The 25,014-nt window shown below is 70.9% G+C and carries 20 protein-coding genes; 13 read left to right on the top strand and 7 right to left on the bottom strand.

From position 1 onward, the window contains the following. Positions 1 to 157: 157 nt before the first annotated feature. From OHT57_RS13670 to OHT57_RS13660, 3 genes are read right to left on the bottom strand one after another with little or no spacing between them, the layout of a single operon-like run. Positions 158 to 790: a TetR/AcrR family transcriptional regulator gene (locus tag OHT57_RS13670; protein ID WP_328746641.1), complete on the bottom strand. Its 633-nt coding sequence runs from the start codon at positions 788 to 790 to the stop codon at positions 158 to 160. Between the two features lie 47 nt (positions 791 to 837). Next, positions 838 to 2,922: a YhgE/Pip domain-containing protein gene (locus OHT57_RS13665; protein WP_328746640.1), complete on the bottom strand. Its 2,085-nt coding sequence runs from the start codon at positions 2,920 to 2,922 to the stop codon at positions 838 to 840. Then, positions 2,894 to 3,658 carry an ATP-binding cassette domain-containing protein gene (locus tag OHT57_RS13660; RefSeq protein ID WP_328746639.1) on the bottom strand — a complete coding sequence of 255 codons (765 nt, stop codon included), beginning with the start codon at positions 3,656 to 3,658 and terminating at the stop codon, positions 2,894 to 2,896. Before OHT57_RS13660 ends, OHT57_RS13665 begins: the two co-directional genes overlap by 29 nt. A gap of 181 nt (positions 3,659 to 3,839) precedes the next feature. Between OHT57_RS13660 and OHT57_RS13655 the strand changes: the two genes are divergently transcribed. From OHT57_RS13655 to OHT57_RS13645, 3 genes are all read left to right on the top strand, one after another. Next, positions 3,840 to 4,409, top strand: coding sequence for an SAV_6107 family HEPN domain-containing protein (locus OHT57_RS13655; RefSeq protein WP_328746638.1), 570 nt, complete (start codon positions 3,840 to 3,842; stop codon positions 4,407 to 4,409). Between the two features lie 283 nt (positions 4,410 to 4,692). Then, entirely contained in the window at positions 4,693 to 5,463 is a 771-nt protein-coding gene (locus tag OHT57_RS13650) for a methyltransferase (RefSeq protein ID WP_328746637.1), read from the top strand. 276 nt (positions 5,464 to 5,739) lie between these two features. Further along, on the top strand, positions 5,740 to 6,135 hold the full coding sequence (locus tag OHT57_RS13645; RefSeq protein WP_328746635.1) for a DUF3040 domain-containing protein: 396 nt from the start codon (positions 5,740 to 5,742) through the stop codon (positions 6,133 to 6,135). Positions 6,136 to 6,305: 170 nt separating this feature from the next. Here the strand turns inward: OHT57_RS13645 and OHT57_RS13640 are convergent, their stop codons facing one another. From OHT57_RS13640 to OHT57_RS13625, 4 genes are all read right to left on the bottom strand, one after another. Further along, the gene (locus tag OHT57_RS13640; protein ID WP_328746634.1) at positions 6,306 to 8,717 is read right to left on the bottom strand and encodes a transglutaminase TgpA family protein; all 2,412 of its coding nucleotides are present in this window, start codon (positions 8,715 to 8,717) and stop codon (positions 6,306 to 6,308) included. Beyond that, positions 8,717 to 10,087: a DUF58 domain-containing protein gene (locus tag OHT57_RS13635; RefSeq protein WP_328746633.1), complete on the bottom strand. Its 1,371-nt coding sequence runs from the start codon at positions 10,085 to 10,087 to the stop codon at positions 8,717 to 8,719. The genes OHT57_RS13640 and OHT57_RS13635 overlap by 1 nt, the downstream gene beginning before the upstream one ends. Further along, positions 10,087 to 11,121, bottom strand: coding sequence for an AAA family ATPase (locus OHT57_RS13630; RefSeq protein WP_328746632.1), 1,035 nt, complete (start codon positions 11,119 to 11,121; stop codon positions 10,087 to 10,089). Before OHT57_RS13630 ends, OHT57_RS13635 begins: the two co-directional genes overlap by 1 nt. Before the next feature lie 237 nt (positions 11,122 to 11,358). Beyond that, positions 11,359 to 11,964: a beta-class carbonic anhydrase gene (locus OHT57_RS13625; protein WP_443053445.1), complete on the bottom strand. Its 606-nt coding sequence runs from the start codon at positions 11,962 to 11,964 to the stop codon at positions 11,359 to 11,361. A gap of 371 nt (positions 11,965 to 12,335) precedes the next feature. On the opposite strand from OHT57_RS13625, the gene rsmH reads away from it, so the two are divergent. The 10 genes from rsmH (at position 12,336) to OHT57_RS13575 (ending at position 24,856) form a co-directional block, all read left to right on the top strand. After that, the gene (rsmH, locus tag OHT57_RS13620) at positions 12,336 to 13,292 is read left to right on the top strand and encodes a 16S rRNA (cytosine(1402)-N(4))-methyltransferase RsmH (protein ID WP_328746630.1); all 957 of its coding nucleotides are present in this window, start codon (positions 12,336 to 12,338) and stop codon (positions 13,290 to 13,292) included. Positions 13,293 to 13,352: 60 nt separating this feature from the next. Continuing rightward, entirely contained in the window at positions 13,353 to 13,940 is a 588-nt protein-coding gene (locus tag OHT57_RS13615; RefSeq protein ID WP_328746629.1) for a hypothetical protein, read from the top strand. A gap of 5 nt (positions 13,941 to 13,945) precedes the next feature. Then, a complete protein-coding gene (locus OHT57_RS13610; protein WP_328746628.1) occupies positions 13,946 to 15,922 on the top strand; it encodes a peptidoglycan D,D-transpeptidase FtsI family protein in 1,977 nt (658 codons plus the stop codon). Positions 15,923 to 16,145: 223 nt separating this feature from the next. Further along, the gene (locus tag OHT57_RS13605; RefSeq protein WP_328753190.1) at positions 16,146 to 17,666 is read left to right on the top strand and encodes a UDP-N-acetylmuramoyl-L-alanyl-D-glutamate--2,6-diaminopimelate ligase; all 1,521 of its coding nucleotides are present in this window, start codon (positions 16,146 to 16,148) and stop codon (positions 17,664 to 17,666) included. A 4-nt stretch (positions 17,667 to 17,670) separates the two neighbouring features. Continuing rightward, positions 17,671 to 19,071 (top strand): UDP-N-acetylmuramoyl-tripeptide--D-alanyl-D-alanine ligase, encoded by a 1,401-nt coding sequence (locus OHT57_RS13600; protein WP_328746627.1) that lies wholly within the window; start codon positions 17,671 to 17,673, stop codon positions 19,069 to 19,071. Then, positions 19,068 to 20,141: a phospho-N-acetylmuramoyl-pentapeptide-transferase gene (gene mraY, locus OHT57_RS13595; RefSeq protein ID WP_328746626.1), complete on the top strand. Its 1,074-nt coding sequence runs from the start codon at positions 19,068 to 19,070 to the stop codon at positions 20,139 to 20,141. Before OHT57_RS13600 ends, mraY begins: the two co-directional genes overlap by 4 nt. Further along, a complete protein-coding gene (murD, locus tag OHT57_RS13590; protein WP_328746625.1) occupies positions 20,123 to 21,556 on the top strand; it encodes a UDP-N-acetylmuramoyl-L-alanine--D-glutamate ligase in 1,434 nt (477 codons plus the stop codon). The genes mraY and murD overlap by 19 nt, the downstream gene beginning before the upstream one ends. A 20-nt stretch (positions 21,557 to 21,576) precedes the next feature. Continuing rightward, positions 21,577 to 22,938 (top strand): putative lipid II flippase FtsW, encoded by a 1,362-nt coding sequence (ftsW, locus tag OHT57_RS13585; protein ID WP_328746624.1) that lies wholly within the window; start codon positions 21,577 to 21,579, stop codon positions 22,936 to 22,938. Between the two features lie 6 nt (positions 22,939 to 22,944). Then, positions 22,945 to 24,036 (top strand): undecaprenyldiphospho-muramoylpentapeptide beta-N-acetylglucosaminyltransferase, encoded by a 1,092-nt coding sequence (murG, locus tag OHT57_RS13580; protein ID WP_328746623.1) that lies wholly within the window; start codon positions 22,945 to 22,947, stop codon positions 24,034 to 24,036. A gap of 25 nt (positions 24,037 to 24,061) precedes the next feature. Continuing rightward, the gene (locus OHT57_RS13575) at positions 24,062 to 24,856 is read left to right on the top strand and encodes a cell division protein FtsQ/DivIB (protein WP_328746622.1); all 795 of its coding nucleotides are present in this window, start codon (positions 24,062 to 24,064) and stop codon (positions 24,854 to 24,856) included. Positions 24,857 to 25,014 lie beyond the last annotated feature (158 nt).

Here is a 25,014-nt window from a genome sequence, read left to right as displayed (position 1 = left end):
GAGGCCGGCGGGAGCGAGGCACGGGGGATCCCCGGATCCGGGGGAACGACCGCGCGGGGCCCGACGGGGGCACGGGGGAAACGGGGAAGCACGAGAAGGCGCCGGTTCGAGGTGGCCCGCGGGGGACGCGGCCACAGCGGACCGGCGCCTTCGTCCATCATCCCCGGCGCCCGCTCACCCGCCCCTGAAGCAGCCGCGACAGCGCCGCGTGCACGTCGTCCAGGGAGCGCTCGGGCTGGAACGCCTGCCAGTCCAGGGCGGCCACCAGGACCATGCCGACCAGGGCGGCGGCGGAGAGTGGGACGTCGATCTCGTCGCTGAACTCGCCGTTCTCGATGCCCTCGCGCAGCACGTCCTCCACCACCGCCACGGCCTGCTGACGGACCACCATGAGCGTGGACTGCCAGGCCCTGTTGGTACGCCACAGCTCGGCGACGTAGAGCTGGGTGAAGGCCGGATAGCGGTCGATGAACACCAGGCCGGCCCGGATCATCGCGTCCAGGGCGTCCACCTTGCCGCCGCCCGCGCGTGCCGTGCTCTCGGCCGCCTCCCTCAGGGAGGCAGTGAGGAGACCCACGCCGTGCCGCAGCAACTCCTCGAAGAGGACGGACTTGCTCGCGAAGTTGTAGTAGACCGTGCCCTTCGCGACCCCGGCCCGCTCGGCGATCTCATCGACCGTGGTGGCGGAGAAGCCCTGCTCGGCGATGAGCGTGACGGCCGCCTCGTAGAGCTTCTGCCGGGTGGCCTCGCGGCGCGTACTGACGCCCGCCCTGGCGCTGCTGCTTTCCATGCTTCTGATTCTCACAGGTGAGGCGGCCCCCGAGCTCACGGAAGGGCTCACAGGGTCAGCTCCGGGTGCAGCCGGTCCAGTGTCCACACCTGCCGTCGGCGGGCCGACAGGGCGGTCAGGGCGAGGGCGCCCGCGGTGAAGGCGACGAGCACCACGCACGCGTGCCACACCGGAGTCAGACCACCGCCCGTGATGAGCCTCCTGAGGGCCTCGACGACGTAACTCATGGGCAGGAACGGGTGGAGCGCGTTGAAGAAACCGGGACTCGTCTGGACGGGGTAGGTGCCGCCAGCCGAGGTCAGCTGGAGCATCAGGAGGGCGAGGACGAGGATGCGGCCCGCCGCTCCGAAGCGTGCGTTCAGCCATTGGACGATCGCCGCGAAGCACGCCGTGACCAGGAACAGGAAGCCCACTGTCCCGGCCGCCCGCACCATCTGCAGGCCGACCGCCCAGTGCAGCACCGACATCAGGGCCACCGTCTGGAGCACCCCGATCGCCAGCACCGGCAGCCAGCCCGCCAGCGCGATCCGCCAGGCCGGGGCACCGGCGGCGAGCGCACGCCGGTTCATCGGCGTGATCAGCATGTACGCCACCATCGCGCCCACCCACAAGGACAGCGGGATGAAGTACGGGGCGAAACCGGTGCCGTAGTTCGGTGCCTTGTGCAGGTCCCTGGAGACCAGCTGGACCGGGTCGGCCATCACGTCGGTGCGCTGGTCGCGGTCCTTCCTGTCGTAGTCGGGGATCTGCGAGGCGCCGTCGTGCAGACCGTCGGAGAGCTTCCCGGAGCCGTCGGCGAGCTTGTACATACCGCCGCTCAGGTCGTCGGCACCGGTCTTGAGACGGCCGACACCCTCGTCCAGGTCCTGCGCGCCGGTGCGCGCGGTGCCGAGGCCCGTGTGGAGCGTCCTGGCTCCGGCGGCGACCTTGACCGCGCCCTCGTTCAGCTTGTTGATCTTCGATACGGCGTCGTCGAGGTCCTCGGAGAGCCGGGGCGCCCGGTCGGCGAGCGTTCGGGCCTGCTGCTGGAGGGTGGCCAGTTGTCCGTCGAGCTTCTTGAGGTCGCCGTTCTGGTCGGCGACCAGTGCGTCGACGTCGTCGGCGACCTTCGCCACGTCGTCGGCGGCCTGCCGCGCCTTCTTCAGGTCGGCGCAGGCGGCGTCAGGCAGTACCGGGTCCGTGCAGCGCGCCTTGTAGACGGCGTTCAGTGTGTCGGCGGCCGTGTGCGCGCCCTTGGCGGCCGCTGGAGCGGTCCTCACCAGCGTGTCCAGGTTGTGGCGGACGACTCCGGCAGAGTCGGCGACGAGCCTGGCCGTGTCGCCGATGGTCTTCTCGTTGTCCCGGAGGAAGGGACCCACCTTGTCCGCGACCCCGTTGACCTTCCCGGCGAGTGTCCGGGTGCCGTCGGCGACCTGCTGTGCCCCGTCGGCCAGGTCACCCGAGCCGGTGTCGAGCCTCGTCAGTCCGTCGGAGAGCCGGGAGCTGCCCTGTCGGGCCTTCGTCAGACCGGAGGCGAGATCCTCGGAGCCCTGTTCCGCCTTGCCGATGCCGCCTTCCAGGTCGTCGGCCCCGTTCGCGGCCTTCACCGTGGCGCCGTGGATGTCGGAGAAGGAGATGAAGATCCGGTCCAGGAAGGACCGTGAGGCCTTGGTGGACGCGGCCTGGCGGACCTCGGCGAAGACCGTCCGCGAGATCTGCCCGACGATGTAGTTGTTGGCGTCGTTCGTACGGACCTGGAGTGCGCCCGTCTCGGGGGAGTCACCCGCGCTGGAGGCGATCCGGCGGCTGAAGTCGGCCGGCATGGTGAGCGACAGGTAGTACCTGCCGTCCTCGACGCCCTCCCGAGCCTCGGTGGCGCTCACCTGGTGCCAGTCGAAGACCTGACTGTCCCGCAGCCCCTTGGTGATCTGGTCGCCAGCGGCGAGTCTGCTGCCGTCGGCGGTGGCGCCCTTGTCGTCGTTCACGAGGGCGACCGGGATGCGGTCCAGGCGGCCGTAGGGGTCCCAGAAGGACCACAGATACAGGGCGCCGTACAGCAGCGGCAGCACCAGCAGGGCCACCAGGGCGGCACGCGGCAGCTTCCCCCTGCCGAATCGGCGCAGCTCAAGCGCGGCCAGTCGCGGCGAGCGCATCGGCTTCCTCCTTCCGTGTCCCGGGCTGTGTGTCCTCTCCGGGCTCAGGTCGCGTGGACACCGTCACGGCGTCCGCCGGGGCCTCGCTGCACACCGCCACGACCGTCGTCCCGGCCGTGGCGAGGGACCTGAGCAGCGCCCAGGCCTCGGCCCGCTCGGCGTCGGACAGCTTCAGGTCCAGGTCGTCCACGGCGAGCAGCCCCGGGCGGCCGATCAGGGCCAGGGCGATCGACAGCCGCAGGGCCTCCAGCCGCTCCAGATCGCGTACGGCGGTCCGCGCGCCCTTGGGCAACGTCTCCCGGTCGAGCCCGGCGGCCGTCAGCGCGGTGTCGACGCGCAGCTTCGCCTCGGCCGTACGCCCCCCGCGCGGCCGTAGCAGCGCGCGCACCGAGTCGCCGAACCGGTGCTGCAACAGCGCCCGTTCGCGCAGGTGCTCGCCCACGGTCAGTGCCGGGTCGAGGTCGGTGACCCCGGCGACATGCGCGGGCGCGCTGAACCGGCGCACCGCCGCGAGCTGCTTCGGGAGCTGTGCTCCACCCACGGTCGCGGTTCCCTCGGTGGCCTTCATCCGTCCGGTGAGCGCGAGCAGCAGGCTCGTACGGCCGGACCCCGAGGGCCCCTCGACGGCGATCAACGCACCGGGCTCCGCGGCGAGGTCGATCCCGCGGAACGCCCAGCCGCGGGGCCCCTTCAACCCGAAACCCTCGGCCGTCACAGCGACTCCGTCCACGGCCACCCCCCTGATCCTCTTGAACCCGAAACTTTTTGAACTGACTGGTCAGTGCAAAAACTAACCCGAACCTTCGATCGAAGCAAAAGACCAGGTCAGAACGGATTGTCAGTGGCATACCTCACGATGGGCACATACGGCACTCCGTAGCGCGATGTGCCGTCAACCAGACGACAGGAGGTTCGTCATGGCCAGCTACCACGCAGCCGCCGCCCGTCGGCGCCGCGCCACCGGCCCTGCCCCCTCACTGACCGGCCCGGCGAGCGACGTACACCCCGTGCTGCGCCGGGCGACCGCCCCGCCCGCCGCCCTCGACCTGCTCGCCCAGGCCCGTGCCGGCCTCGACGAGGCCTCGGCGCTGGAGACGCCGAACGAGCGCTATGCCACGGCCCATCTCGCAGCCCTGCGCACCGCGGCCGCCGTGCTCGCCGCCCGGGGGCGCCCGGAACCGACGTCCAGGCGCCGCGCCAAAATACGCAGCGCCTGGGAAGTCCTTCCGGAGATCGCGCCCGAACTCGCCGAGTGGAGCGGGCTCTTCGCCTCCGGGGCCCGGCGCCGCGCCCGCGCGGAGGCCGGCATCCAGGGCGCGGCGAGCCGCCGGGACGCCGACGACCTCATACGTGACGTGGCGATGTTCCTGCGCCTCGTCGAGCGGATGCTGGTGCTGCAGCCGGTCCTGCCCCAGCCCCGCCAGGACGCGGACGGGCCGGAGGAGCCCGGCCGCGACACCCACCGCGACTTCCCGGACGCGGGCTGACCGGGCGGCCAGGGCCGCGGTCGGAGCCAGGGCCAGGGCCGGGACCGTGACCGCAGCGGTGGGGCGACCTTCGGTCCGGCGGGCGGGATCACCGCGCGATCCACCCCCGTGGCCGGCCGGGTGGGACGTACCCGGTGGCCCGGGCTGCGATGACCGGCCGCGGTACCCGAGGCAATAGGGTGGGGAGCGCCTTGAGCCTTCCCCGTCCACGCCCCCGGCCGGGGAGGCACCCCGATCCGCTCCGCCGTGCAACAGGCGGTGCCGCGCCGAGGAGTCAACTGCCGTGCCGGACCCGCTGCGACCCCGCGCCTCCCTCCGTACCGCCGTGGTCTGGGAGGTCCTCCAGGACGCCCTCGACCGCCGGGTCAAGGCCACGGGACGCCAGGCGCTGGACGTCCTCGACACCGGAGGCGGCAGCGGCAACTTCGCGGTGCCCCTCGCCCGCCTCGGGCACCGGGTCACCGTCGTCGACCCCAGCCCCAACGCGCTGTTCGCGCTGGAGCGCCGCGCCGCGGAGGCGGGTGTCGCCGACCGGGTGCGGGGTGTCCAGGGCGATGTCCACGGTCTCTTCGACGTGGCCGAGCGCGGCGCCTACGACGTGGTGCTGTGCCACGGCGTCCTGGAGTACGTGGACGACCCGGCCGAGGGCATGACCAACGTGGTGGCCGCCCTGCGCCCCGAGGGCGTCCTCAGCCTGCTCGCCGCAGGTCTCGGCGGCGCCGTGCTCGCGCGGGCCCTGGCCGGTCACTTCAAGGAGGCCCGGCAGGCGCTCCACGACCCGGACGGCCGCTGGGGCGACGGCGACCCCGTGCCGCGCCGCTTCACCGCCGAACAGCTCACCGCGCTCGTCGAGGGCGCGGGCCTCACCGTGGGCGCCGTGCACGGCGTGCGGGTCTTCGCCGACCTCGTCCCCGGCGTGCTCGTGGACACCGAGCCCGGTGCCCTGGAAGCGCTGCTGAAGCTCGAGGAGGCGGCGGCCGAACTCTCCGCCTTCCACTCCGTGGCCACCCAGCTCCACGTGCTCGGCGGGACGCGGGAGGCCGCCGGGGCCTGAGCAGCCTCCTGCGCCGTACTGCTGATCAGGTACTTGATGGCACATGGAGTACGCCACAGGCCCCCCGATCGGGCGCTCAGCGCCGTATGATCGAGGGAGACCGCCCGGCATGACGGGACGGCCGCTGGGGAATGACAAGATTCAGCGGCCGGAGCGCTCATGGCGGATCCCGGTCGGCCAATTGGCGCAGAGGGGCGGGTTTCACGGGGGCGATTCCCTGCCTATCCTGAAGGGACCCCCGAGTCGCCCCGGCGACTGCACGATGAGGAGGACGACGTGCCGCTCTCGGAGCACGAGCAGCGAATGCTCGAGCAGATGGAGCGAGCGCTGTACGCCGAAGATCCCAAGTTCGCGACAGCGCTTGAGGGAAGCGGGCTGCGTACGTACACCCGGCGACGGGTCTACCAGGCGGTCGCCGGCTTCCTCGTGGGTATCGCGCTCCTCATGGCCGGTATGGTCGCCAAGCAGGTGTGGCTCAGCGTGGTGGGCTTCCTGGTCATGCTGGGCTGTGCGGTGCTGGCAGTGACCGGGTGGCGCAAGGCCCCCAAGCCGGGCGAACAGCCCGCCGCGGGCGCCCCGCACGCCCGTCGCCAGGGACGCCAGAAGCGCTCGATGATGGACCGGATCGAGCAGCGCTGGCAGCGGCGCCGCGACGAGCAGGGCGGCCAGTAGCCGCGGCCCTGCCGCTCCCGCAGAACTCCTGAGGGGGTGACCTCACCCGGCAAGGTGGGGTCACCCCCTCAACCCATGCCCTCAACCCTCAGGACGTCTCCGGCAGCACGGTGGCCCGGGCCTTCGAGAGGCCCGGGCCACCGGCGTTCCGTCGCCCGTAGGCGCGGCTTTCAGCCTTCCTGACCGGACGGCTTGCGCAGCGTCGGCCGGGCCGCCGCCACGCGTGTCCTGACCTCGGCCCACCACTCCGACGCCGCCCACACCACTCGTGCGGTCGAACGCGGCGCGAGCAGTGCACGCATCCGCGTGCCCCTGCCGACCGACCCCCGCAGTCCGCCGATCACCCGGTGGACGTCCTGGGTGAGGCCGACCGTCGGCAGGGGCCGCGGGGCGTAGAGCACCTGCTCCACGGCGTCCGCCACCCGGTGCACCGAGGCCGCGGCCGTCGGTTCGAGATGCCCGAGCCGTACGATCCGCGCCGCCGCCCTGCGTGGTGTCTGCGAGTCGTCCGGCGTGATCCCGAAGTCCCAGGCCGTGTCGGTCAGTTCCTGCCAGGCCGCCAGGGTGTGCGCGGCGGCGTCCGCCTCGCTGCGGCCGTGCGCACCCAGACGTACCGAACGGGCGCGCAGCCGCAACAGCATCGGTGACAGGGGGATCGCGAGACCGGCCAGCCCCACGACCATCCAGAACAGCAGCTTCAGGTACCACCACTGGCCGCGTACGGCCCACCAGGGGCCCCCGCCGTCCTGGGCGGCCGCTGCCGCGGGAGACGCGCTGTCGCACGCCTCCAGCTTCCGCAGCTGGGCCGAGCAGTTGTCGCTCGCCGAGGCTGAGGCCGACGGAGCCGTGGACGACCCCGCGGACGGCCGTGCCACGTCGGGAGGCAGGTTGCCGGTGGCGTCCGGGACGGTGTACGAGGGCACCGTGCCCCGGGTCGGAGTGGGCTCGAAGCGGGTCCAGCCCACTCCCTCGAAGTACAGCTCGGGCCAGGCGTGGGCGTCCTTGAGCCCCACCGACACCGAGCCGTCCGCCTGCGGGACACCGGGTGCGAAGCCCACCGCGACACGGGCCGGAATGCCCAGGGAGCGGGCCATCGCCGCCATGGCGAAGGAGAAGTGGACGCAGAAGCCCTGCTTGTCCCGCAGGAAGTTGGCGATCGCGTTGGGCCCGTCGCCGACCTCCACATGGGTGTCGTACTGGAAGCCGCCGTTCACCGCGAAGTAGTCCTGGAGCGCGACCGCCTGCTCATAGGGGTTCTTCGAACCCTCGGTGACCTGGCGGGCGGTCGTGGCGACCACCCGGGGCAGCGAGTCGGGCAGTTCGGTGTACTCGCGCTGGATGGACGGGGGAGCGGCCGGTGCCGCCGCGAGCTGCTCGGCCGTCGGCTCCACCTCCAGGCTCTTCACCTGGTACGTCAGCCCGCCCGTGTTCTGCCCGTGGTCCCCGACCAGCGCCATGCCCTCGGGCTCGTACCGCCAGCTGCCCCGGGTCTTGACGCCACTGGGCGGATACGGCATCGGCAGGTAGTTCTGCTGGTACCAGCTCGCCGCCGAGACGGTGGTCTCGATCTCGGTGCGCTTGACGTCCGAGCCGAGGCCGACCGGGGTGGGGAAGTCGTCCGGTACGCCGGTGATGGACCGCTTGGACGGCTTCCAGGTCCGGCCGTCGAAGTCGTCGAGGGAGACGATCCGCAGGTACAGGTTGGAGACGTCGGTGTCCTTCCCGGTCTGCACGGACAGGGCCTGGCGGTCCTCGTCGACGTTCAGGCTGTCGCGCAGGGTCAGCAGGGGGTTCACCGCGGAGATGGTGCCGCCGTTCCCGTTGCCCACGCCCACACCCGCGCCGGCCGCGTCCAGGAGACCGCCGCTCATCGTGGGCAGGGCGATCGGCACCACGAGGGCGATGCCCAGCGCGACCGCGCCGATGCGCCGCCCGGTACGGACCGGTGCCACCGGGCCGGAGTCACCGCCCGGTACCCGCGACGCCCCGCCGAAGACCCGGCCCCACTGCGAGAGCCGTTCGCGGCCCTCGGCCAGGAGCAGCAGCAGATAGCCGGCCGCGGCGAGCAGGAACCACAGCCAGTCGCCCCCGCCGTCGGACAGCCCCGCGGCGACGGAGTACAGCGCGAGCAGCGGCAGGCCCGCCGGGGCCGCGCTGCGGAAGGTCACCGCGATGGTGTCCACCGCGAGCCCGATGATCAGGACACCGCCGAACACCATCAGCTTGATGCCGTCGGACTCCAGCGGCGCCGGGATCGCGTACCGCGCGATGTCGTCGCCGCCCTGCTGGAGCAGGTCCCCGAAGTGCAGGAACACGCTCGGGCCGGGGATCAGTCCGAGGAAGGCCTGAGAGCGGGCGAAGATCAGGGTCAGCATGACCAGCGTGACGATCGTCTGGGCCGCCACCGTCAGCGGACGGGCCAGCGGTATCCGCCGGGTCACCGCTCCCACCACGGTCTGCACCCCGAGCAGGAAGGCCGCCTGGATGATCCAGGTGACCGGCTCGACCAGCGGGAGCAGAGCGCACGCGGCCATCAGCGTGGCCGCCCACGCGCACAGCGCCAGTCGTGCCCGCCCGCTCATCACGATGCCTCCCCGGCGCCGGCCGCACCGACGCCCGTGCGCTCGCGGTCCGCGAGACGCCACAGCTCCTCCAGCGAGGTGCCGCGCGGCACGCCCAGTGCGGTCCAGCCCGCCTCGCGCAGCATCCGCAGCCGTTCCTCGTGCTCCTCCACCGGCGCGGGCCCGTCGGCCGGTTCGCGCACCCAGCTCTCGCTGTCGAGCACGAAGGCGAGCGCACCCCCGCTGCGCTGCCGCATCTTGGCGGCCACCGCGGCCTGTTCCTCGTCGAGGTCCCCGAAGAAGGCCACCAGCAGCCCTTCGTTCCCGCTGCGCAGCACGTCGTACGCGAGCGACAGCCCTGTGCCGTCGGAGTGGTCGATCACCGCGAGAGTGTCCATCATCAGTCCCGCCGCGTCAGCCGTCCCCTGGCTGGCGCCCGCGAAGCCGTCGGCGCCCTCACCGGGCACGGAGTTCCCGGTGTCCGTCAACAGCCGCACGGAGAAGCCCCGTTCGAGCATGTGGACCAGGACGGAGGCGGCTCCCGAGACGGCCCACTCGAAGGCCGAGTCCGGGCCCGCGCCCGCGAAGGCGATGCCCCGGGTGTCCAGGAGCACCGTGCAGCGGGCGCGCTGGGGCTGCTCCTCACGGCGGACCATCAGCTCGCCGTAGCGGGCGGTGGAGCGCCAGTGCACGCGGCGCAGGTCGTCGCCGTAGCGGTAGCCGCGCGGGATCACGTCGTCCTCGCCGGCCAGGGCGAGCGAGCGCTGCCGTCCGTCGCCGTACCCCCTGGCCTCGCCGTTCAGCCGCACCGGCGGCAATGCCTCCACGCGCGGGATCACGGTCAGGGTGTCGTGCGTCGAGAAGGAGCGGGTCAGCTCGCACATCCCGAACGGGTCGGTCAGGCGCAGCTGGAGCGGGCCCAGCGGGTAGCGGCCGCGCAGGTCGGAGCGGACCCGGTAGGACACCTCGCGGCGGCCGCCCGGCTCGACCCGGTCGAGCACGAAGCGGGGGCGCGGGCCGAGGACGTAGGGCACCCGGTCCTGGAGCATCAGCAGGCCGGTGGACAGCCGGGAGACGTTGTCCATCCGCAGATGGACGCGCGCCTCGCTGCCGGCGGGCACGCGCGCGGGAGAGAGCCTGCGGCTGCCCGCGACCCGGTAGCGGGTGCGGTAGAGCACGCCCGCGCACACCAGGGGCAGCACGGCCAGCAGCAGGCCGACCCGCAGCAGGTCGCTCTGGCCGAGGACGTAGGAGCAGATGGCCGCGGCGATGCCGGCGGCGAAGAAGGAACGGCCCCGCGTGGTCAGACCGGCCAGCGCCGTACGGATCCCGCCCTTGTCGCCCCGGTCGGCCTCGGCATGGCCGGAGCTGCCAGGGCCGCCGGAGCTCATCACAGACTCCGCGGCGGCTGCTGCGGATACGAGGGCGCGCCGCGGCCGATCCCGAGGCCGCCCTGCTGGGGCGCGGCGGGCACCGGCGTGCGCTGGAGGATCTCCTGCACGACCTGCTCCGCGGTGCGCCGGTTCAACTGGGCCTGGGCGGTGGGCAGCAGCCGGTGGGCGAGGACGGCGACGGCGAGCGCCTGGATGTCGTCCGGCAGCGCGAACTCCCGGCCGCTGAGCGCGGCGGAGGCCTTGGCCGCGCGCAGCAGGTGCAGCGTCGCGCGCGGGGAGGCACCGAGTCTGAGGTCGGGGTGGGTGCGCGTGGCGGAGACCAGGTCGACGGCGTACCGCCGGACCGTCTCGGCGACGTGGACGCCACGGACGGCCTCGATGAGCTTCACGATGTCGTGCGCGTGGGCCACCGGCTGAAGGTCCTCCAGCGGGCTCACTCCGCCGTGGATGTCGAGCATCTGCAACTCGGCCTCCGCGCTCGGGTAGCCGACGGAGACACGCGCCATGAAGCGGTCGCGCTGGGCCTCGGGCAGCGGGTAGGTGCCCTCCATCTCGACCGGGTTCTGGGTGGCCACCACCATGAACGGGTGGGGCAGTTCGTAGGTCTGCCCGTCGATGGTGACCTGGCGCTCCTCCATGGACTCCAGGAGCGCGGACTGGGTCTTCGGCGAGGCACGGTTGATCTCGTCGCCGATCACGATCTGCGCGAAGATCGCACCCGGTTTGAACTCGAAGTCCCGGCGCTGCTGGTCCCAGATGGACACACCCGTGATGTCCGAGGGCAGCAGGTCGGGCGTGAACTGGATGCGGCGCACCGAGCAGTCGATGGACCGCGCCAGGGCCTTGGCCAGCATGGTCTTGCCGACGCCTGGGACGTCCTCGATCAGAAGATGTCCCTCGGCGAGCAGCACGGTCAGCGAGAGCCGTACGACCTCGGGCTTCCCCTCGATCACGCCCTCAACCGAACTGCGTACCCGCTCCACGACGGCGGTCAGATCAGTGAGGCTCGCTCGATCGTCATAGGTGGTCACCCGGCCCTCCTCGGCCCGTACGTTCCGGGCCGACGCTCTGTGACGCGTAACCGGCCCACCCCGAATCACGGACACCACACGTGAAACGCTCAGCGTGATGTCACACCCGCATTCTTGCTGCCGTTACCGATTCGTGTCACTCGACTGTGGACAACTGGCTGCACTATGTCGGTCTTGCGGTGTTCTGGGCACCCCAAGCGTCGAAATCAACAGCCGAACGACAGCTTCGGCCGCCCGTCAGGCGGGGTCGATCTCGCGCAGCAGGCCCGTCTTCACGTCGAACACGAAGCCGCGCACGTCGTCGGCGTGGAGCAGGAACGGTGAGGTGCGCACCCGCTGCATGGACTGCCGTACGTCCTGGTCGACGTCCCGGAAGGCCTCCACCGCCCATGCGGGCCGCTGGCCGACCTCCATCTCCAGCTCGGTGCGGAAGTCCTCGGTGATCGCCTCCAGACCGCAGCCGGTGTGGTGGATCAGGACGATGCTGCTGGTGCCGAGCTTGCGCTGGCTGATGGTGAGCGAGCGGATCACGTCGTCGGTGACCACGCCACCCGCGTTGCGGATGGTGTGGCAGTCGCCGAGCTCCAGACCGAGCGCGGCGTGCAGGTCGAGACGGGCGTCCATGCAGGCCACGACGGCCACGTGCAGGACCGGGCGGGCGTCCATACCGGGGTCGGCGAACGCGGCGGCGTACCGCTCGTTGGCATCGACCAGGCGGTCGGTCACGCTGCCGTCGCGGGATATGGCGCCTTCGGTGGGAACGGATGCGGAAGTCGTCATAACCATGACGGTACTGGTCACCGGCGTCCCGGTCCTGCCGTGAGAAGGGAAAAAGAGCGTCATCACGTCCTAGGTGTGAGGTACCCCACACGGAGTCCCGGGTGCACCCGAACGGGTGGTTTCCGGCCTCTCGTCGCTTCGGGGCGGGACCGCTGCGCGACGCGCAGGCCGGTTGATTGACCGCGAGACCCCGTGGACTAAAGTGACGCGAAGCGGGAGGCGAGGCCTCCTTGCTGACACTCCCCGGAGGCCCCCGGCTCACGCACGGGCGGTCTCCCCACGTGCGCGGCGCGTACGTACGGCTCGGCCTCCTCCCGCTCCCGGTCGGCTGACGCTTCCGGCGCCGGCAGGCCTCCCCTTCACCGGGACCCCGCGTGCCGGGGAGAGCGAGGGAACCGGCGGTGCGCACGGCCCGCCGGACCTGAGAGGGCCCCTTGAGCCAGAGTCGACACGTCCCGGTGATGCTCCAGCGGTGCCTGGACCTGTTGGCCCCCGCCATCGAGCGGCCCGGAGCGGTGGTCGTCGACTGCACGCTCGGCCTCGGCGGCCACAGCGAGGCCCTGCTCCAGCGGTTCCCCGAAGCCCGGCTGGTCGCCCTGGACCGGGACAAGGAGGCCCTGCGCCTGTCCGGCGAGCGGCTCGCGCCCTTCGGCGAGCGCGCGACCCTGGTGCACGCGGTCTACGACGAGCTCCCGGACGTCCTGAGCAGGCTCGGCATCGCCCACGTCCAGGGTGTCCTCTTCGACCTCGGCGTCTCCTCCATGCAGCTCGACGAGGCCGACCGCGGCTTCGCCTACGCCCAGGACGCGCCGCTCGACATGCGCATGGACCAGACGACCGGCATGAGCGCCGCCGAGGTCCTCAACACCTACCCGCCGGGTGAACTCGTGCGGATCCTCAGGGCGTACGGCGAGGAGAAGCAGGCCAAGCGGATCGTGTCCGCGATCGTGCGCGAGCGGGCCAAGGAGCCCTTCTCCCACAGCGCAAGGCTCGTCGAGCTGATCCGGGACTCCCTGCCGCAGGCCGCCAAGCGCACCGGCGGCAACCCGGCCAAGCGCACCTTCCAGGCCCTGCGCATCGAGGTCAACGGCGAACTCTCCGTCCTGGAGCGGGCGATCCCGGCCGCGGTGAAGTCCCTCGCCGTCGGCGGCCGGATCGCCGTGCTGTCGTACCACTCGCTGGAGGACCGGCTGGTCAAGCAGGTCCTCGCGGCCGGCGCCGCCATCACCGCCCCGCCCGGGCTGCCCGTCGTACCCGAGCGTTACCAGCCCCGGCTCAAGCTGCTCACGCGCGGTGCCGAACTTCCCACGGAGGAAGAGGTCGCCGAGAACCGGCGAGCGGCACCGGCGCGCTGCAGGGGCGCCGAGCGAATCAGGGAGTCCATCGAGTGAAGTGCATGAGGTGCGTGACGGGTGTGAGTGGGTTCGGGAACCGGACTCACTGGAGGACGTGTGAGTAGGAAACCCGAACTGAGAGGGAGGGCGGCCAGGTTCGCACGCCTCTTTCCCGGCACGGCGAGCCCCGGACAGGCGGCCCGCGCCCCCTTCGTGCTTCTCGTGGTCCTTCTCCTCGGAGGTGGCCTCATCGGACTGCTGGTGTTGAACTCCGCGCTCAGCGAAGGGTCGTTCAAGCTCAGCGACCTCCAGAAGGACACGAAGAGCCTCACCGACGAGCAACAGGCCCTCCAGCGGGACATCGACGCCTACTCCGCGCCCGAGGCCCTCGTGCGCCGGGCCCGCGAACTCGGCATGGTGCCCGGCGGCGACCCGGCGTTCCTCGACCCCGACGGCACCGTCAAGGGCGTCCCGTCCCCCGCCTCCGGCGCCGAACCGGCCTCCGTGCGGATGCCGCTGGTCCTCGCACCCGAGGCGATCGGCAACGCGGCCGTCCCGACGCCGGCGGTGAGTCCCACGCCGACGGACGCCCTGTCGCAGGCCCCCGAGGCCGCCGAGACCCCCGGACCCGCCGTACCAGCCCCGGAAACCGCCCCCTCCGAAGCGCCGCCCTCCACGAACCCGACCCCGACCCCCGGCAGGTGACGGAAGTGTCCGACGATTTCGGCAGGCAACCGCCGCGCCGCCGCGTGCCCGGACCCGCGCGCCCCGAGCGCTCCGCCCGCCCTGTCGGCCGGCCGCGCCCGGGTCCCGGAGCCCGCCCGGCCCGCCGCCCTGCGGCACCCCGCGCCGCGGCGCCCAAGACCATCCGCCTGGGCAGCCCCCGCCCCCGGCTGCGCCTGGTCGGCCTCGCACTGACCCTCGTACTGAGTGCCTTCGTCGTACGGCTGCTCCAGGTGCAGGCGGTCGATGCCAGCACCTATGCCGCCAAGGCCGAGCAGAACCGGTACGTCGGCTACACGCTGGCCGCCGAGCGCGGCGGGATCACCGACCGCGACGGCGTGGCCCTCGCGACCAGTGAGGACGCGTACGACATCACGGCCGACCCCACGCTGTTCGCCCGCAAGCAGCTGAAGATCGACGACGGCCCCGAACAGGCCGCCGCCCTGCTCGCCCCGATCCTGGGGCAGGAGCAGGAGACGATCGTGAACAAGTTGCGGCCCAAGGACAAGAAGCTCCGCTACGTCCTGCTCGCGCACCGCCAGACCCCGCAGGTCTGGAAGCAGATCAAGGACCTCAGGTCCGCGCTGGCCGACAAGGCGGAGACCGACCCGGGCACGGCCAACGTCCTCGCGGGCGTCCTGTCCGTGCCGACGACCAAACGCGTGTACCCCAACGGCGATCTCGCCGCCGGGATACTGGGCTGGGTCAACGCCGACGGCAAGGGCGGCGGTGGGGTCGAGCAGCAGCTGAACACCCTGCTGGCCGGCAAGGACGGCAAGATCCGCTACGCCCAGTCCGGCGGCCGTCAGGTGCCCACCGTGGGCTCCACCGAGACCCCCGCGGTACCCGGCAGTGACGTCGAACTCACCATCGACCGCGACATCCAGTGGGCCGCGCAGAACGCCATCACCGACCAGGTGAAGGAGTCCGGTGCGGACCGCGGGTACGTGATAGTGCAGGACACACAGACCGGCCAGGTCCTCGCCATGGCCAACGCGCCCGGCTTCGACCCCAACGACCTGAGCAAGGCCAGCTCGGTCAACATGGGCAACGCGGCCCTCCAGGACGCCTACGAGCCCGGTTCCACCGCCAAGGTCATGTCGATGGCCGCCGTACTGGAACAGGGCGTCGCCACCCCGCTGACGCATGTGATCGTGCCCAACCGCCTGCACCGCGGCGACCGGCTCTTCAAGGACGACATCGACCACGCGACCTGGTACCTCACGCTCAACGGCGTGCTCGCCAAGTCCAGCAACATCGGCACCATCCTGGCGACCGGACAGCTCGGCAAGACCCAGACGCAGGCCAACCAGGTCCTCTACTCGTACCTGCGCAAGTTCGGCCTCGGCAGCTACAGCGGGCTCGACTTCCCCGGCGAGACCCCGGGCATCCTGGCCAAGCCCGCCGACTGGTCGACCTCGCAGCAGTTCACGATTCCTTTCGGCCAGGGCGTGTCCCTCAACGCGATGCAGGCCGCGTCCGTCTACTCGACGATCGCCAACGGCGGTGTCCGCGTCGAACCCACGCTCGTACGCGGCACGAAGGGGCCCGACGGACGCTTCACCCCCGCCGCGACCCCCAAGCAGACAAGGGTCGTCAGCGCGAAGACGGCCAGGACGCTCGCCAAGATGCTGGAGTCGGTCGTGGACGACCAGGAGGGCACCGGCGGCAAGGCGCGCATCCCCGGCTACCGGGTCGCGGGCAAGACGGGTACGGCCAACCGCGTGGATCCGGCCACCGGCAGGTACAAGGGCTACACCTCGTCGTTCGCCGGCTTCGCGCCCGCCGACAAGCCCCGCATCACCGTCTACTGCGCCATCCAGAACGCCACCAAGGGCAGTTACTTCGGCGGCCAGATCTGCGGACCCGTCTACAAGCAGGTCATGGAGTTCGCGCTGAAGACCCTCCAGGTCCCGCCCACGGGGGCGAAGGCCGCGAACCTGCCCGTCACCTACATGCCCTGATCAGCACCTCGGAAAGGCCACCAGGAACCACCTCGTGACGACGAACACCCCCGATTCCGGGAACCAGGGCGCGCCCCGCACCTCGCTCGCCCGTCGCCCACCAGCACCCCTGCCCGACTGCGCTGTGCGCGGGCCCTCTTTTAGCTCCGAGGCGGGTGAGCCCGGTACGCTCACCGCCGTGTCACACGCCGATCAGTCCCAAATCACCCAGAAGGGCGCACCCGTGACCTATCCGGGACCGCCCCGGCCGGTCCAGGTCTCCGCAACACCCCTCGCGGAGCTCGCCGATCAGCTGGGTGCCGCCAGGCCGGAGAGCGCCGCGCAGGTCACGGGCATCACCCATGACTCGCGCGCGGTGCGCCCCGGCGACCTGTACGCCGCCCTCCCGGGCGCCCGTCTGCACGGCGCCGACTTCGTCGCCCAGGCCCTCGGCCTCGGCGCGGTCGCGGTGCTGACCGACCCGGCCGGCGCCGAGCGCGCCACCGCGAGCGGACTTCCGGCACTGGTCGTCGACGACCCGCGCGCGCGGATGGGCGAACTGGCGACCACCATCTACGGCCGCCCTGGCGCCGACCTGCTCCAGATCGGCATCACCGGCACCTCCGGCAAGACCACGACGGCATACCTGGTCGAGGGCGGTCTGAAGACCTCCCTCAGCACCGGGCTCATCGGCACCGTCGAGACGCGCATCGGCGACGAGCGCATCAAGTCCGAGCGCACCACGCCGGAAGCCACCGATCTCCAGGCCCTGTTCGCGGTCATGCGCGAGCGCGGGGTGGAGGCGGTCGCGATGGAGGTCTCCAGCCACGCGCTGGTGCTCGGCCGGGTCGACGGCTGCGTCTTCGACATCGGCGTCTTCACCAACCTCAGCCCGGAACACATGGAGTTCCACTCCGACATGGAGGACTACTTCCGGGCGAAGGCGCAGCTGTTCACGCCGAAACGCAGCCGTCTCGGCGTCGTCAACCTCGACGACGAGTACGGCCGTCGGCTGGCCGAGGAAGCCACGGTCCCGGTCGTCACCTTCTCCGCCGAGGGCCACCCCGACGCCGACTGGCGTGCCACGGACGTCCAGGTCGGCCCCATGGACTCGACGTTCACCGTGATCGGCCCCAAGGACGAGCGGATCACCGCCAGGTCACCGCTCGCGGGCCCCTTCAACGTGGCGAACACCCTCGCCGCGATCGTCGCGCTCGCCGCCGCGGGACTCGACCCGCAGACCGCCGCCGACGGCGTCGCCGCGGTGCCGGGTGTGCCGGGCCGCCTGGAACGCGTGGACGCCGGACAGCCCTATCTCGCGGTCGTGGACTACGCCCACAAGACGGACGCCGTCGAATCGGTCCTCAAGGCGCTCCGCAAGGTCACCGAGGGCAAGGTGCACATCGTGCTGGGCTGCGGAGGCGACCGGGACCGGACCAAGCGCGGGCCCATGGGCGCCGCCGCGGCCCGCCTCGCCGACACCGCCGTACTGACCTCCGACAACCCCCGCTCCGAGGATCCCCTCGCGATCCTCGCAACCATGCTCGAGGGCGCGGCGTCCGTGCCAGTACACGAGCGCGGCGAGGTCCAGGTCTTCGAGGACCGGGCCGCCGCGATCGCCGCAGCCGTGGCCCGTGCGCGGCCGGGCGACACCGTACTGGTCGCCGGGAAGGGCCACGAGCAGGGCCAGGACATCGCCGGGGTGGTCCGTCCCTTCGACGACCGCCAGGTGCTTCGAGAAGCCATCCAGCAGACCCAGGGATGAACTTGTGATCGCCCTCTCTCTCGCCGAGATCGCCTCAGTCGTCGGCGGGCAGACGCACGACATACCGGATCCGTCGGTGCAGGTGCACGGGCCCGTCGTCATCGACTCCCGGCAGGTGAAGGACGGCACACTGTTCGCCGCCTTCGTCGGGGAGCGCGTCGACGGCCACGACTACGCGGACCAGGCCGTCCGGGCGGGCGCGGTGGCCGTACTGGCCCAGCGCCCCGTCGGGGTCCCCGCGATCGTCGTCCAGGACGTCCAGACGGCTCTCGGCGCCCTCGCGCGTCATGTCGTACGACGGCTCGGCGCGACCCTGGTCGCCCTCACCGGCTCGGCCGGCAAGACCAGCACCAAGGACCTGATCGCCCAGGTGCTCCAGCGCAAGGCTCCGACGGTGTTCACGCCGGGCTCGCTCAACAACGAGATCGGGCTGCCGCTCACCGCGCTCACCGCCACCGAGGAGACACAGTTCCTCGTCCTGGAGATGGGCGCCCGCGGCATCGGCCACATCAGCTACCTCACGGATCTGACGCCCCCGAAGATCGGCCTCGTCCTGAACGTCGGCACCGCCCACATCGGCGAGTTCGGCGGCCGCGAGCAGATCGCGCAGGCCAAGGGCGAACTCGTGGAGGCTCTTCCGGAGGACGGCGCCGCGATTCTCAACGCCGACGATCCCCTCGTAAGGGCCATGGCATCCCGTACGAAGGCGAAGGTGATCCTTTTCGGAGAGTCCGGCGAAGCGGACGTACGCGCCGAGAACGTACGACTCACGGACAGCGGACAGCCCGCCTTCAGCCTTCGCACACCCTCCGGTGCAAGCGAAGTGACCATGCGCCTGTACGGTGAGCATCACGTGTCGAACGCGCTCGCCGCGGCCGCCGTCGCCCATGAGCTGGGCATGTCCGCCAGTGAGATCGCCACCGCGCTCTCCGAGGCGGGCTCCCTCTCCCGCTGGCGTATGGAGGTCACCGAGCGCCCGGACGGCGTGACCATCGTCAACGACGCCTACAACGCGAACCCCGAGTCCATGCGAGCGGCCTTGCGCGCGCTCGCTGCGATGGGCAGGGGCCGGCGGACCTGGGCGGTGCTCGGCAAGATGGCCGAGCTCGGGGACGAGGCGCTCGCCGAGCACGACGCGATCGGACGGCTTGCCGTCCGGCTCAATGTCGGCAAGCTCGTCGCGGTCGGGGGCAGGGAAGCGTCCTGGCTGCAACTGGGCGCATATAACGAGGGTTCGTGGGGTGAGGAGTCGGTGCACGTGTCCGACGCACAGGCGGCGGTCGACCTGCTGCGCAGCGAGTTGCGCCCGGGAGACGTCGTCCTCGTGAAGGCGTCCCGGTCGGTCGGTCTGGAGAGCGTCGCCCAGGCGCTGCTCGATGCCGAGGGTGAGGTTTCCGCCCGATGATGAAGCAGATCCTGTTCTCGGGAGTCATCGGCCTCTTCCTGACCATGGTCGGCACTCCGCTGCTGATCAAGCTGCTCGCGCGCAAGGGTTACGGCCAGTACATCCGGGACGACGGCCCCCGCTCGCACGGCAGCAAGCGCGGTACGCCGACGATGGGCGGTATCGCCTTCATCTTCGCGACGGTCGCCGCCTACTTCCTGTCCAAGGTCATCACCGGCTACCCCCCGACCTACTCGGGCCTGCTGGTGCTCGGCCTGATGTGCGGCATGGGTCTGGTCGGCTTCCTCGACGACTACATCAAGATCGTCAAGAGGCGTTCGCTCGGCCTGCGGGCCAAGGCGAAGATGGCCGGCCAGCTGATCGTCGGCATCAGCTTCGCGGTGCTCGCGCTGATGTTCCCGGACGTCCGCGGCAACACCCCGGCCTCGACGAAGCTGTCGTTCATCACGGACTTCGGCTGGAAGATCGGCCCGATCCTGTTCGTGGTCTGGGCGCTGTTCATGATCCTCGCGATGTCGAACGGCGTGAACCTGACGGACGGTCTGGACGGCCTCGCAACAGGCGCCTCCGTCCTCGTCTTCGGCGCCTACACCTTCATCGGCGTCTGGCAGTTCCAGGAGTCCTGCGCCAACGCGGGCACCCTGACCAACCCGAACGCCTGTTACGAGGTGCGAGATCCGCTCGACCTGGCGGTCATCGCCTCGGCGCTGATGGGCGCCTGCCTCGGCTTCCTGTGGTGGAACACCTCGCCGGCCAAGATCTTCATGGGTGACACCGGTTCGCTGGCCCTCGGCGGCGTCCTCACGGGCCTCGCGATTCTCTCCCGCACGGAGCTGCTGGTCGCCATCATGGGTGGCCTCTTCGTCCTCATCACCATGTCGGTGGTCATCCAGGTCGGCTCCTTCAAGCTCACCGGCAAACGGGTCTTCCGCATGGCCCCGCTCCAGCACCACTTCGAACTCAAGGGCTGGTCCGAAGTACTCATCGTGGTCCGTTTCTGGATCATCCAGGGCATCTGTGTGATCGTCGGCCTGGGTCTCTTCTACGCGGGATGGGCAGCAGAAAAGTGACCTCCTCGGCGCCCGTCGACTGGCAGGGCAAGCACGTCACCGTCGCCGGGCTCGGAGTCTCAGGCCTCCCGGCGGCCAAGGCGCTGCACGCGCGCGGGGCGAACGTCACGGTCGTCAACGACGGCGACGACGCACGCGCGCGTGAGCAGGCCGCCGAGTTGGAGGCGCTGGGCATCACCGTGCGCCTCGGTGACGGCGCGACCCTGCCCGAGGGCACCGGACTCGTCGTCACCGCACCGGGCTGGAAGCCGGACAAGCCCCTCTTCACGGCGGCCCGTGAGGCCGGTGTCGAGATCTGGGGCGACGTCGAACTCGCCTGGCGGCTCAGGGGTCCCGACGCGGCCCCCTGGCTCGCGATCACCGGCACCAACGGCAAGACGACCACCACTCAGATGCTGGCGTCGATCCTCAAGGCTGCGGGCCTGCGCACCGCCGCGGTCGGCAACATCGGAGTCTCCGTACTGGACGCGGTACTCGGCGACGAGCAGTACGACGTGCTGGCCGTCGAGTTGTCGAGCTATCAGCTCCACTGGGCCCCCTCCCTGCGCGCCCACTCCGCCGCCGTCCTGAATCTGGCGCCGGACCATCTCGACTGGCACGGCTCCATGGAGGCGTACGCCGCCGACAAGGGCCGCGTCTACGAGGGCAATCGGGTCGCCTGCGTCTACAACGTCGCCGACAAGGCCACCGAGGACCTGGTGCGCGAGGCGGACGTCGAAGAGGGCTGCCGGGCCGTCGGCTTCACCCTCGGCACTCCCGGGCCGTCGCAACTCGGCGTCGTGGAGGGCATCCTGGTCGACCGCGCCTTCGTCGAGAACCGGCAGAAGAACGCCCAGGAACTCGCCGAGGTCTCCGACGTCCGCCCGTCGGCCCCGCACAACATCGCCAACGCCCTCGCGGCGGCGGCCCTCGCACGCGCTTTCGGGGTGCCCGCGAGCGCCGTACGGGACGGGCTGCGGAACTTCACCCCGGACGCCCACCGCATCGCCCACGTGGCCGATGTGGCCGAGGTCGCCTACGTCGACGACTCCAAGGCCACCAACACCCACGCGGCACAAGCCTCGTTGGCGGCGTACGAATCGATCGTGTGGATCGCGGGCGGGCTCGCCAAGGGCGCGACCTTCGACGAGCTGGTCGCCAAGTCGGCAAAGCGGCTTCGCGGGGTCGTACTCATCGGCCAGGACCGCGCCCTGATCCGTGAAGCCCTCGCGCGACACGCCCCGGAAGTACCCGTGGTCGACCTCGACCGGACCGACACTGGGGCGATGCTCGCGGCTGTCCGGGAGGCTACGCGCCTCGCCGTCTCAGGTGACACGGTGCTGCTGGCCCCGGCCTGCGCCTCGATGGACATGTTCGCCAACTACAACAAGCGCGGTGACGCGTTCGCGGAGGCGGTTCGCGAACTCGGCTCCTGACCGACGCAGCGGAGGCGTTGATGCCCACCAGCCGTACCGGCAGGCCGCCCGTGCAGCGGGCGCCCCGCCGCCCCGCAGTCTCCCGGCCGCCCCGAGGCAACCCCGTGCGACGGCTGTACGGCAACGCCCGGCGCGCCTGGGACCGGCCGCTGACGGCCTACTACCTGATCCTCGGCGGCAGTCTGCTGATCACCGTGCTCGGCCTGGTGATGGTCTACTCGGCCTCCCAGATCACGGCCCTGCAGATGTCGCTGCCGGGATCCTTCTTCTTCCGCAAACAGTTCCTGGCCGCCGTCATCGGCGGCGTCCTGATGCTGGTCGCCTCACGGATGCCGGTCAAGCTGCACCGGGCGCTCGCCTATCCGATCCTCGCGGGCGCGGTCTTCCTGATGGCCCTCGTGCAGGTGCCGGGGATAGGGATGTCGGTCAACGGCAACCAGAACTGGATCTCGCTCGGCGGCTCCTTCCAGATCCAGCCCAGCGAGTTCGGCAAGCTCGCCCTCGTGCTGTGGGCGGCCGACCTGCTCGCCCGCAAACAGGACAAGAAGCTGCTGACCCAGTGGAAGCACATGCTGGTGCCGCTCGTGCCGGTCACCTTCCTGCTGCTCGGGCTGATCATGCTCGGCGGCGACATGGGCACGGCGATCATCCTCACGGCGATCCTGTTCGGTCTGCTGTGGCTGGCGGGGGCGCCGACCCGGCTGTTCGTCGGAGTGCTGTCGGTCGCCGCCCTCATCGGTGTGATCCTCATCAAGACCAGCCCGAACCGCATGGCCCGGCTCGCCTGCATCGGTGCCACCGAGCCCAGGTCCGGCGGCGCCGACTGCTGGCAGGCCGTGCACGGCATCTATGCGCTCGCCTCCGGCGGAATCTTCGGTTCCGGGCTCGGTGCGAGCGTGGAGAAATGGGGCCAACTACCCGAAGCCCACACCGACTTCATTTTCGCCGTCACCGGTGAGGAACTGGGCCTCGCGGGGACGCTGTCGGTGCTCGCCCTCTTCGCGGCTCTAGGCTATGCGGGTATCCGCGTGGCCGGACGCACGGAGGATCCCTTCGTCAGGTATGCCGCGGGTGGCGTGACCACCTGGATCACCGCTCAGGCGGTGATCAACATCGGTGCGGTGCTCGGCCTGCTGCCGATCGCCGGCGTCCCGCTCCCGCTGTTCTCCTACGGAGGTTCCGCCCTGCTGCCGACCATGTTCGCCGTCGGGCTGTTGATCGCGTTCGCGCGTGACGACCCCGCCGCGCGGGCGGCGCTGTCGTTGCGGCAACCTCGCTTCGGCAGAAAGCGGGTGGGAGGCGCCGTGCCGGCACGGGGGCCTCGGAGATGGAACACGATGCGACGGCGTGCCCCGGTGGCGCGTTCGTCCGGAGAGCGGTGAATTTCGGTGCATGTCGTACTCGCCGGTGGGGGGACCGCCGGCCACATCGAGCCGGCGCTCGCCCTCGCGGATGCCCTGCGCAGGCAGGACCCGAGCGTGGGGATCACGGCTCTGGGAACGGAACGGGGGCTGGAGACCAAGCTCGTCCCACAGCGGGGCTACGAGCTCGCGCTCATCCCTGCCGTCCCGCTGCCCCGTAAGCCCACCCCTGAGCTGATCACCGTCCCGGGCCGGCTGCGCGGCACGATCAAGGCCACCGAGCAGATCCTGGAGCGCACCAAGGCCGACGCCGTCGTCGGCTTCGGCGGCTACGTGGCGCTGCCCGGCTATCTCGCCGCCAAGCGCCTCGGTGTGCCGATCATCGTCCACGAGGCCAACGCCAGACCCGGTCTGGCCAACAAGATCGGCTCCCGGTACGCCGCCCAGGTCGCCGTCGCCACGCCGGACAGCAAGCTGCGCAACTCCCGCTACATCGGGATCCCGCTGCGCTACTCCATCGCCACCCTGGACCGGGCCGCCGCCCGGCCCGAGGCCCGGCGCATGTTCGGCCTCGACCCCAACCTGCCGACGCTGCTGGTCTCCGGCGGCTCGCAGGGCGCGCGGCGCCTGAACGAGGTCGTCCAGCAGGTCGCGCCCTGGCTCCAGCAGGCCGGGATCCAGATCCTGCACGCGGTCGGCCCCAAGAACGAACTGCCGCACGTACAGCAGATGCCGGGGATGCCCCCCTACATCCCGGTAAGTTACCTGGACCGGATGGACCTCGCGTACGCCGCGGCCGACATGATGCTCTGCCGCGCGGGCGCGATGACCGTCGCCGAACTCTCCGCCGTCGGGCTCCCGGCCGCCTATGTCCCGCTGCCCATCGGCAACGGCGAACAGCGGCTGAACGCCCAGCCGGTGGTCAAGGCCGGCGGCGGAGTGCTGGTCGACGACGCGGAGCTGACGCCCGACTGGGTGCGGGGCAACGTCCTGCCCGTGCTCGCCGACCCGCACCGGCTGTACGAGATGTCCCGCGCAGCCGCCGAGTTCGGCCGCCGGGACGCCGACGAACTGCTCGTCGGCATGGTGTACGAGGCGATCGCCTCGCAGCGCCGTTAGGACCCGTGTACGAAGGGCAGGAAGCGTGGCCGGATCGACAACCGCCGAGCGCGGTGAACGCCAGCAGGAGTCATCCGGCCCGCCTCCCGTCCGGCGGTTGAGGGTGCGTCGACTTCGTGTGATCATCATCCTCGCCGTGGCATTCGTGCTTGTTTCCGCCGGCTCCGTCTGGCTGTTGTACGGCTCCCAGTGGCTGCGCGTTGAACGGGTGTCGGTCTCGGGAACCGACGTGCTGACTCAAAAGCAGGTGCGCGAGGCCGCCGCCGTGCCGGTCGGATCGCCGTTGATTTCCGTCGACACCGACGCGATCGAGGCCCGACTGCGCCGAAAATTGCCCCGAATTGACGCGGTTGATGTGACCCGTTCCTGGCCTCACGGAATCGGGCTGAAAGTGACGGAGCGTACTCCGGTTCTGCTTGTCCAAAAGGGCGGAAAGTTTGTCGAAGTGGACGATGAAGGTGTCCGATTCGCCACGGTTTCCCAGGCCCCGAAAGGCGTTCCCGCACTGGAATTGACGCTCACTCAGCCAGGTTCCCGCGCCGCGAGCCTGCGCCGCTTCGGCGAGAGCCGGCTCGTGCGCGAAGCGGTGCGCGTGGCGGGTGACATTCCGGCCGCCGTCGCCCGCGCGACCCGTTCCGTCAAGGTGCGTTCGTACGACGACATCTCGCTGGAGTTGAACGACGGGCGGACCGTCGCCTGGGGCGGCGCCGAGGCGGGCGCCGCGAAGGCGCGCACCCTCATCGCTCTCATGAAAGCCGCCCCGGATGCGCGGCACTTCGATGTCAGCGCTCCCACCGCCCCTGTGTCATCAGGGAGTTGACGCACATTGGTGCAGGCCAGCACCCTGGTTGGGCACCGCTATGGCTGATCACATAGGGTGAAAAGAAAAACGGGAGGTTCGGCGTGTTCGTTGAACGTGCGCCACTTGTCGACTTAGTGTCCTGTTCAGAAGACTCCAGAGAACAGACACACTGGTAA

The sequence above is a fragment of the Streptomyces sp. NBC_00285 genome (assembly GCF_036174265.1).
Taxonomy (GTDB): domain Bacteria; phylum Actinomycetota; class Actinomycetes; order Streptomycetales; family Streptomycetaceae; genus Streptomyces.
The sequence above is the reverse complement of the archived record's forward strand: the minus strand, read 5'-3'. Positions and strand labels throughout refer to the sequence as shown.

What these genes read in the sequence shown, in the direction of transcription:
- OHT57_RS13640 (WP_328746634.1), bottom strand. Translation starts at nt 8,717, where the DNA reads ATGAGCGGGCGGGCACGACTGGCGCTGTGCGCGTGGGCGGCCACGCTG.
- OHT57_RS13670 (WP_328746641.1), bottom strand. Translation starts at nt 790, where the DNA reads ATGGAAAGCAGCAGCGCCAGGGCGGGCGTCAGTACGCGCCGCGAGGCC.
- murD (WP_328746625.1), top strand. Translation starts at nt 20,123, where the DNA reads ATGGGCAGCAGAAAAGTGACCTCCTCGGCGCCCGTCGACTGGCAGGGC.
- OHT57_RS13635 (WP_328746633.1), bottom strand. Translation starts at nt 10,087, where the DNA reads ATGAGCTCCGGCGGCCCTGGCAGCTCCGGCCATGCCGAGGCCGACCGG.
- ftsW (WP_328746624.1), top strand. Translation starts at nt 21,577, where the DNA reads ATGCCCACCAGCCGTACCGGCAGGCCGCCCGTGCAGCGGGCGCCCCGC.
- mraY (WP_328746626.1), top strand. Translation starts at nt 19,068, where the DNA reads ATGATGAAGCAGATCCTGTTCTCGGGAGTCATCGGCCTCTTCCTGACC.
- OHT57_RS13625 (WP_443053445.1), bottom strand. Translation starts at nt 11,964, where the DNA reads ATGACGCTCTTTTTCCCTTCTCACGGCAGGACCGGGACGCCGGTGACC.
- OHT57_RS13665 (WP_328746640.1), bottom strand. Translation starts at nt 2,922, where the DNA reads ATGCGCTCGCCGCGACTGGCCGCGCTTGAGCTGCGCCGATTCGGCAGG.
- OHT57_RS13655 (WP_328746638.1), top strand. Translation starts at nt 3,840, where the DNA reads ATGGCCAGCTACCACGCAGCCGCCGCCCGTCGGCGCCGCGCCACCGGC.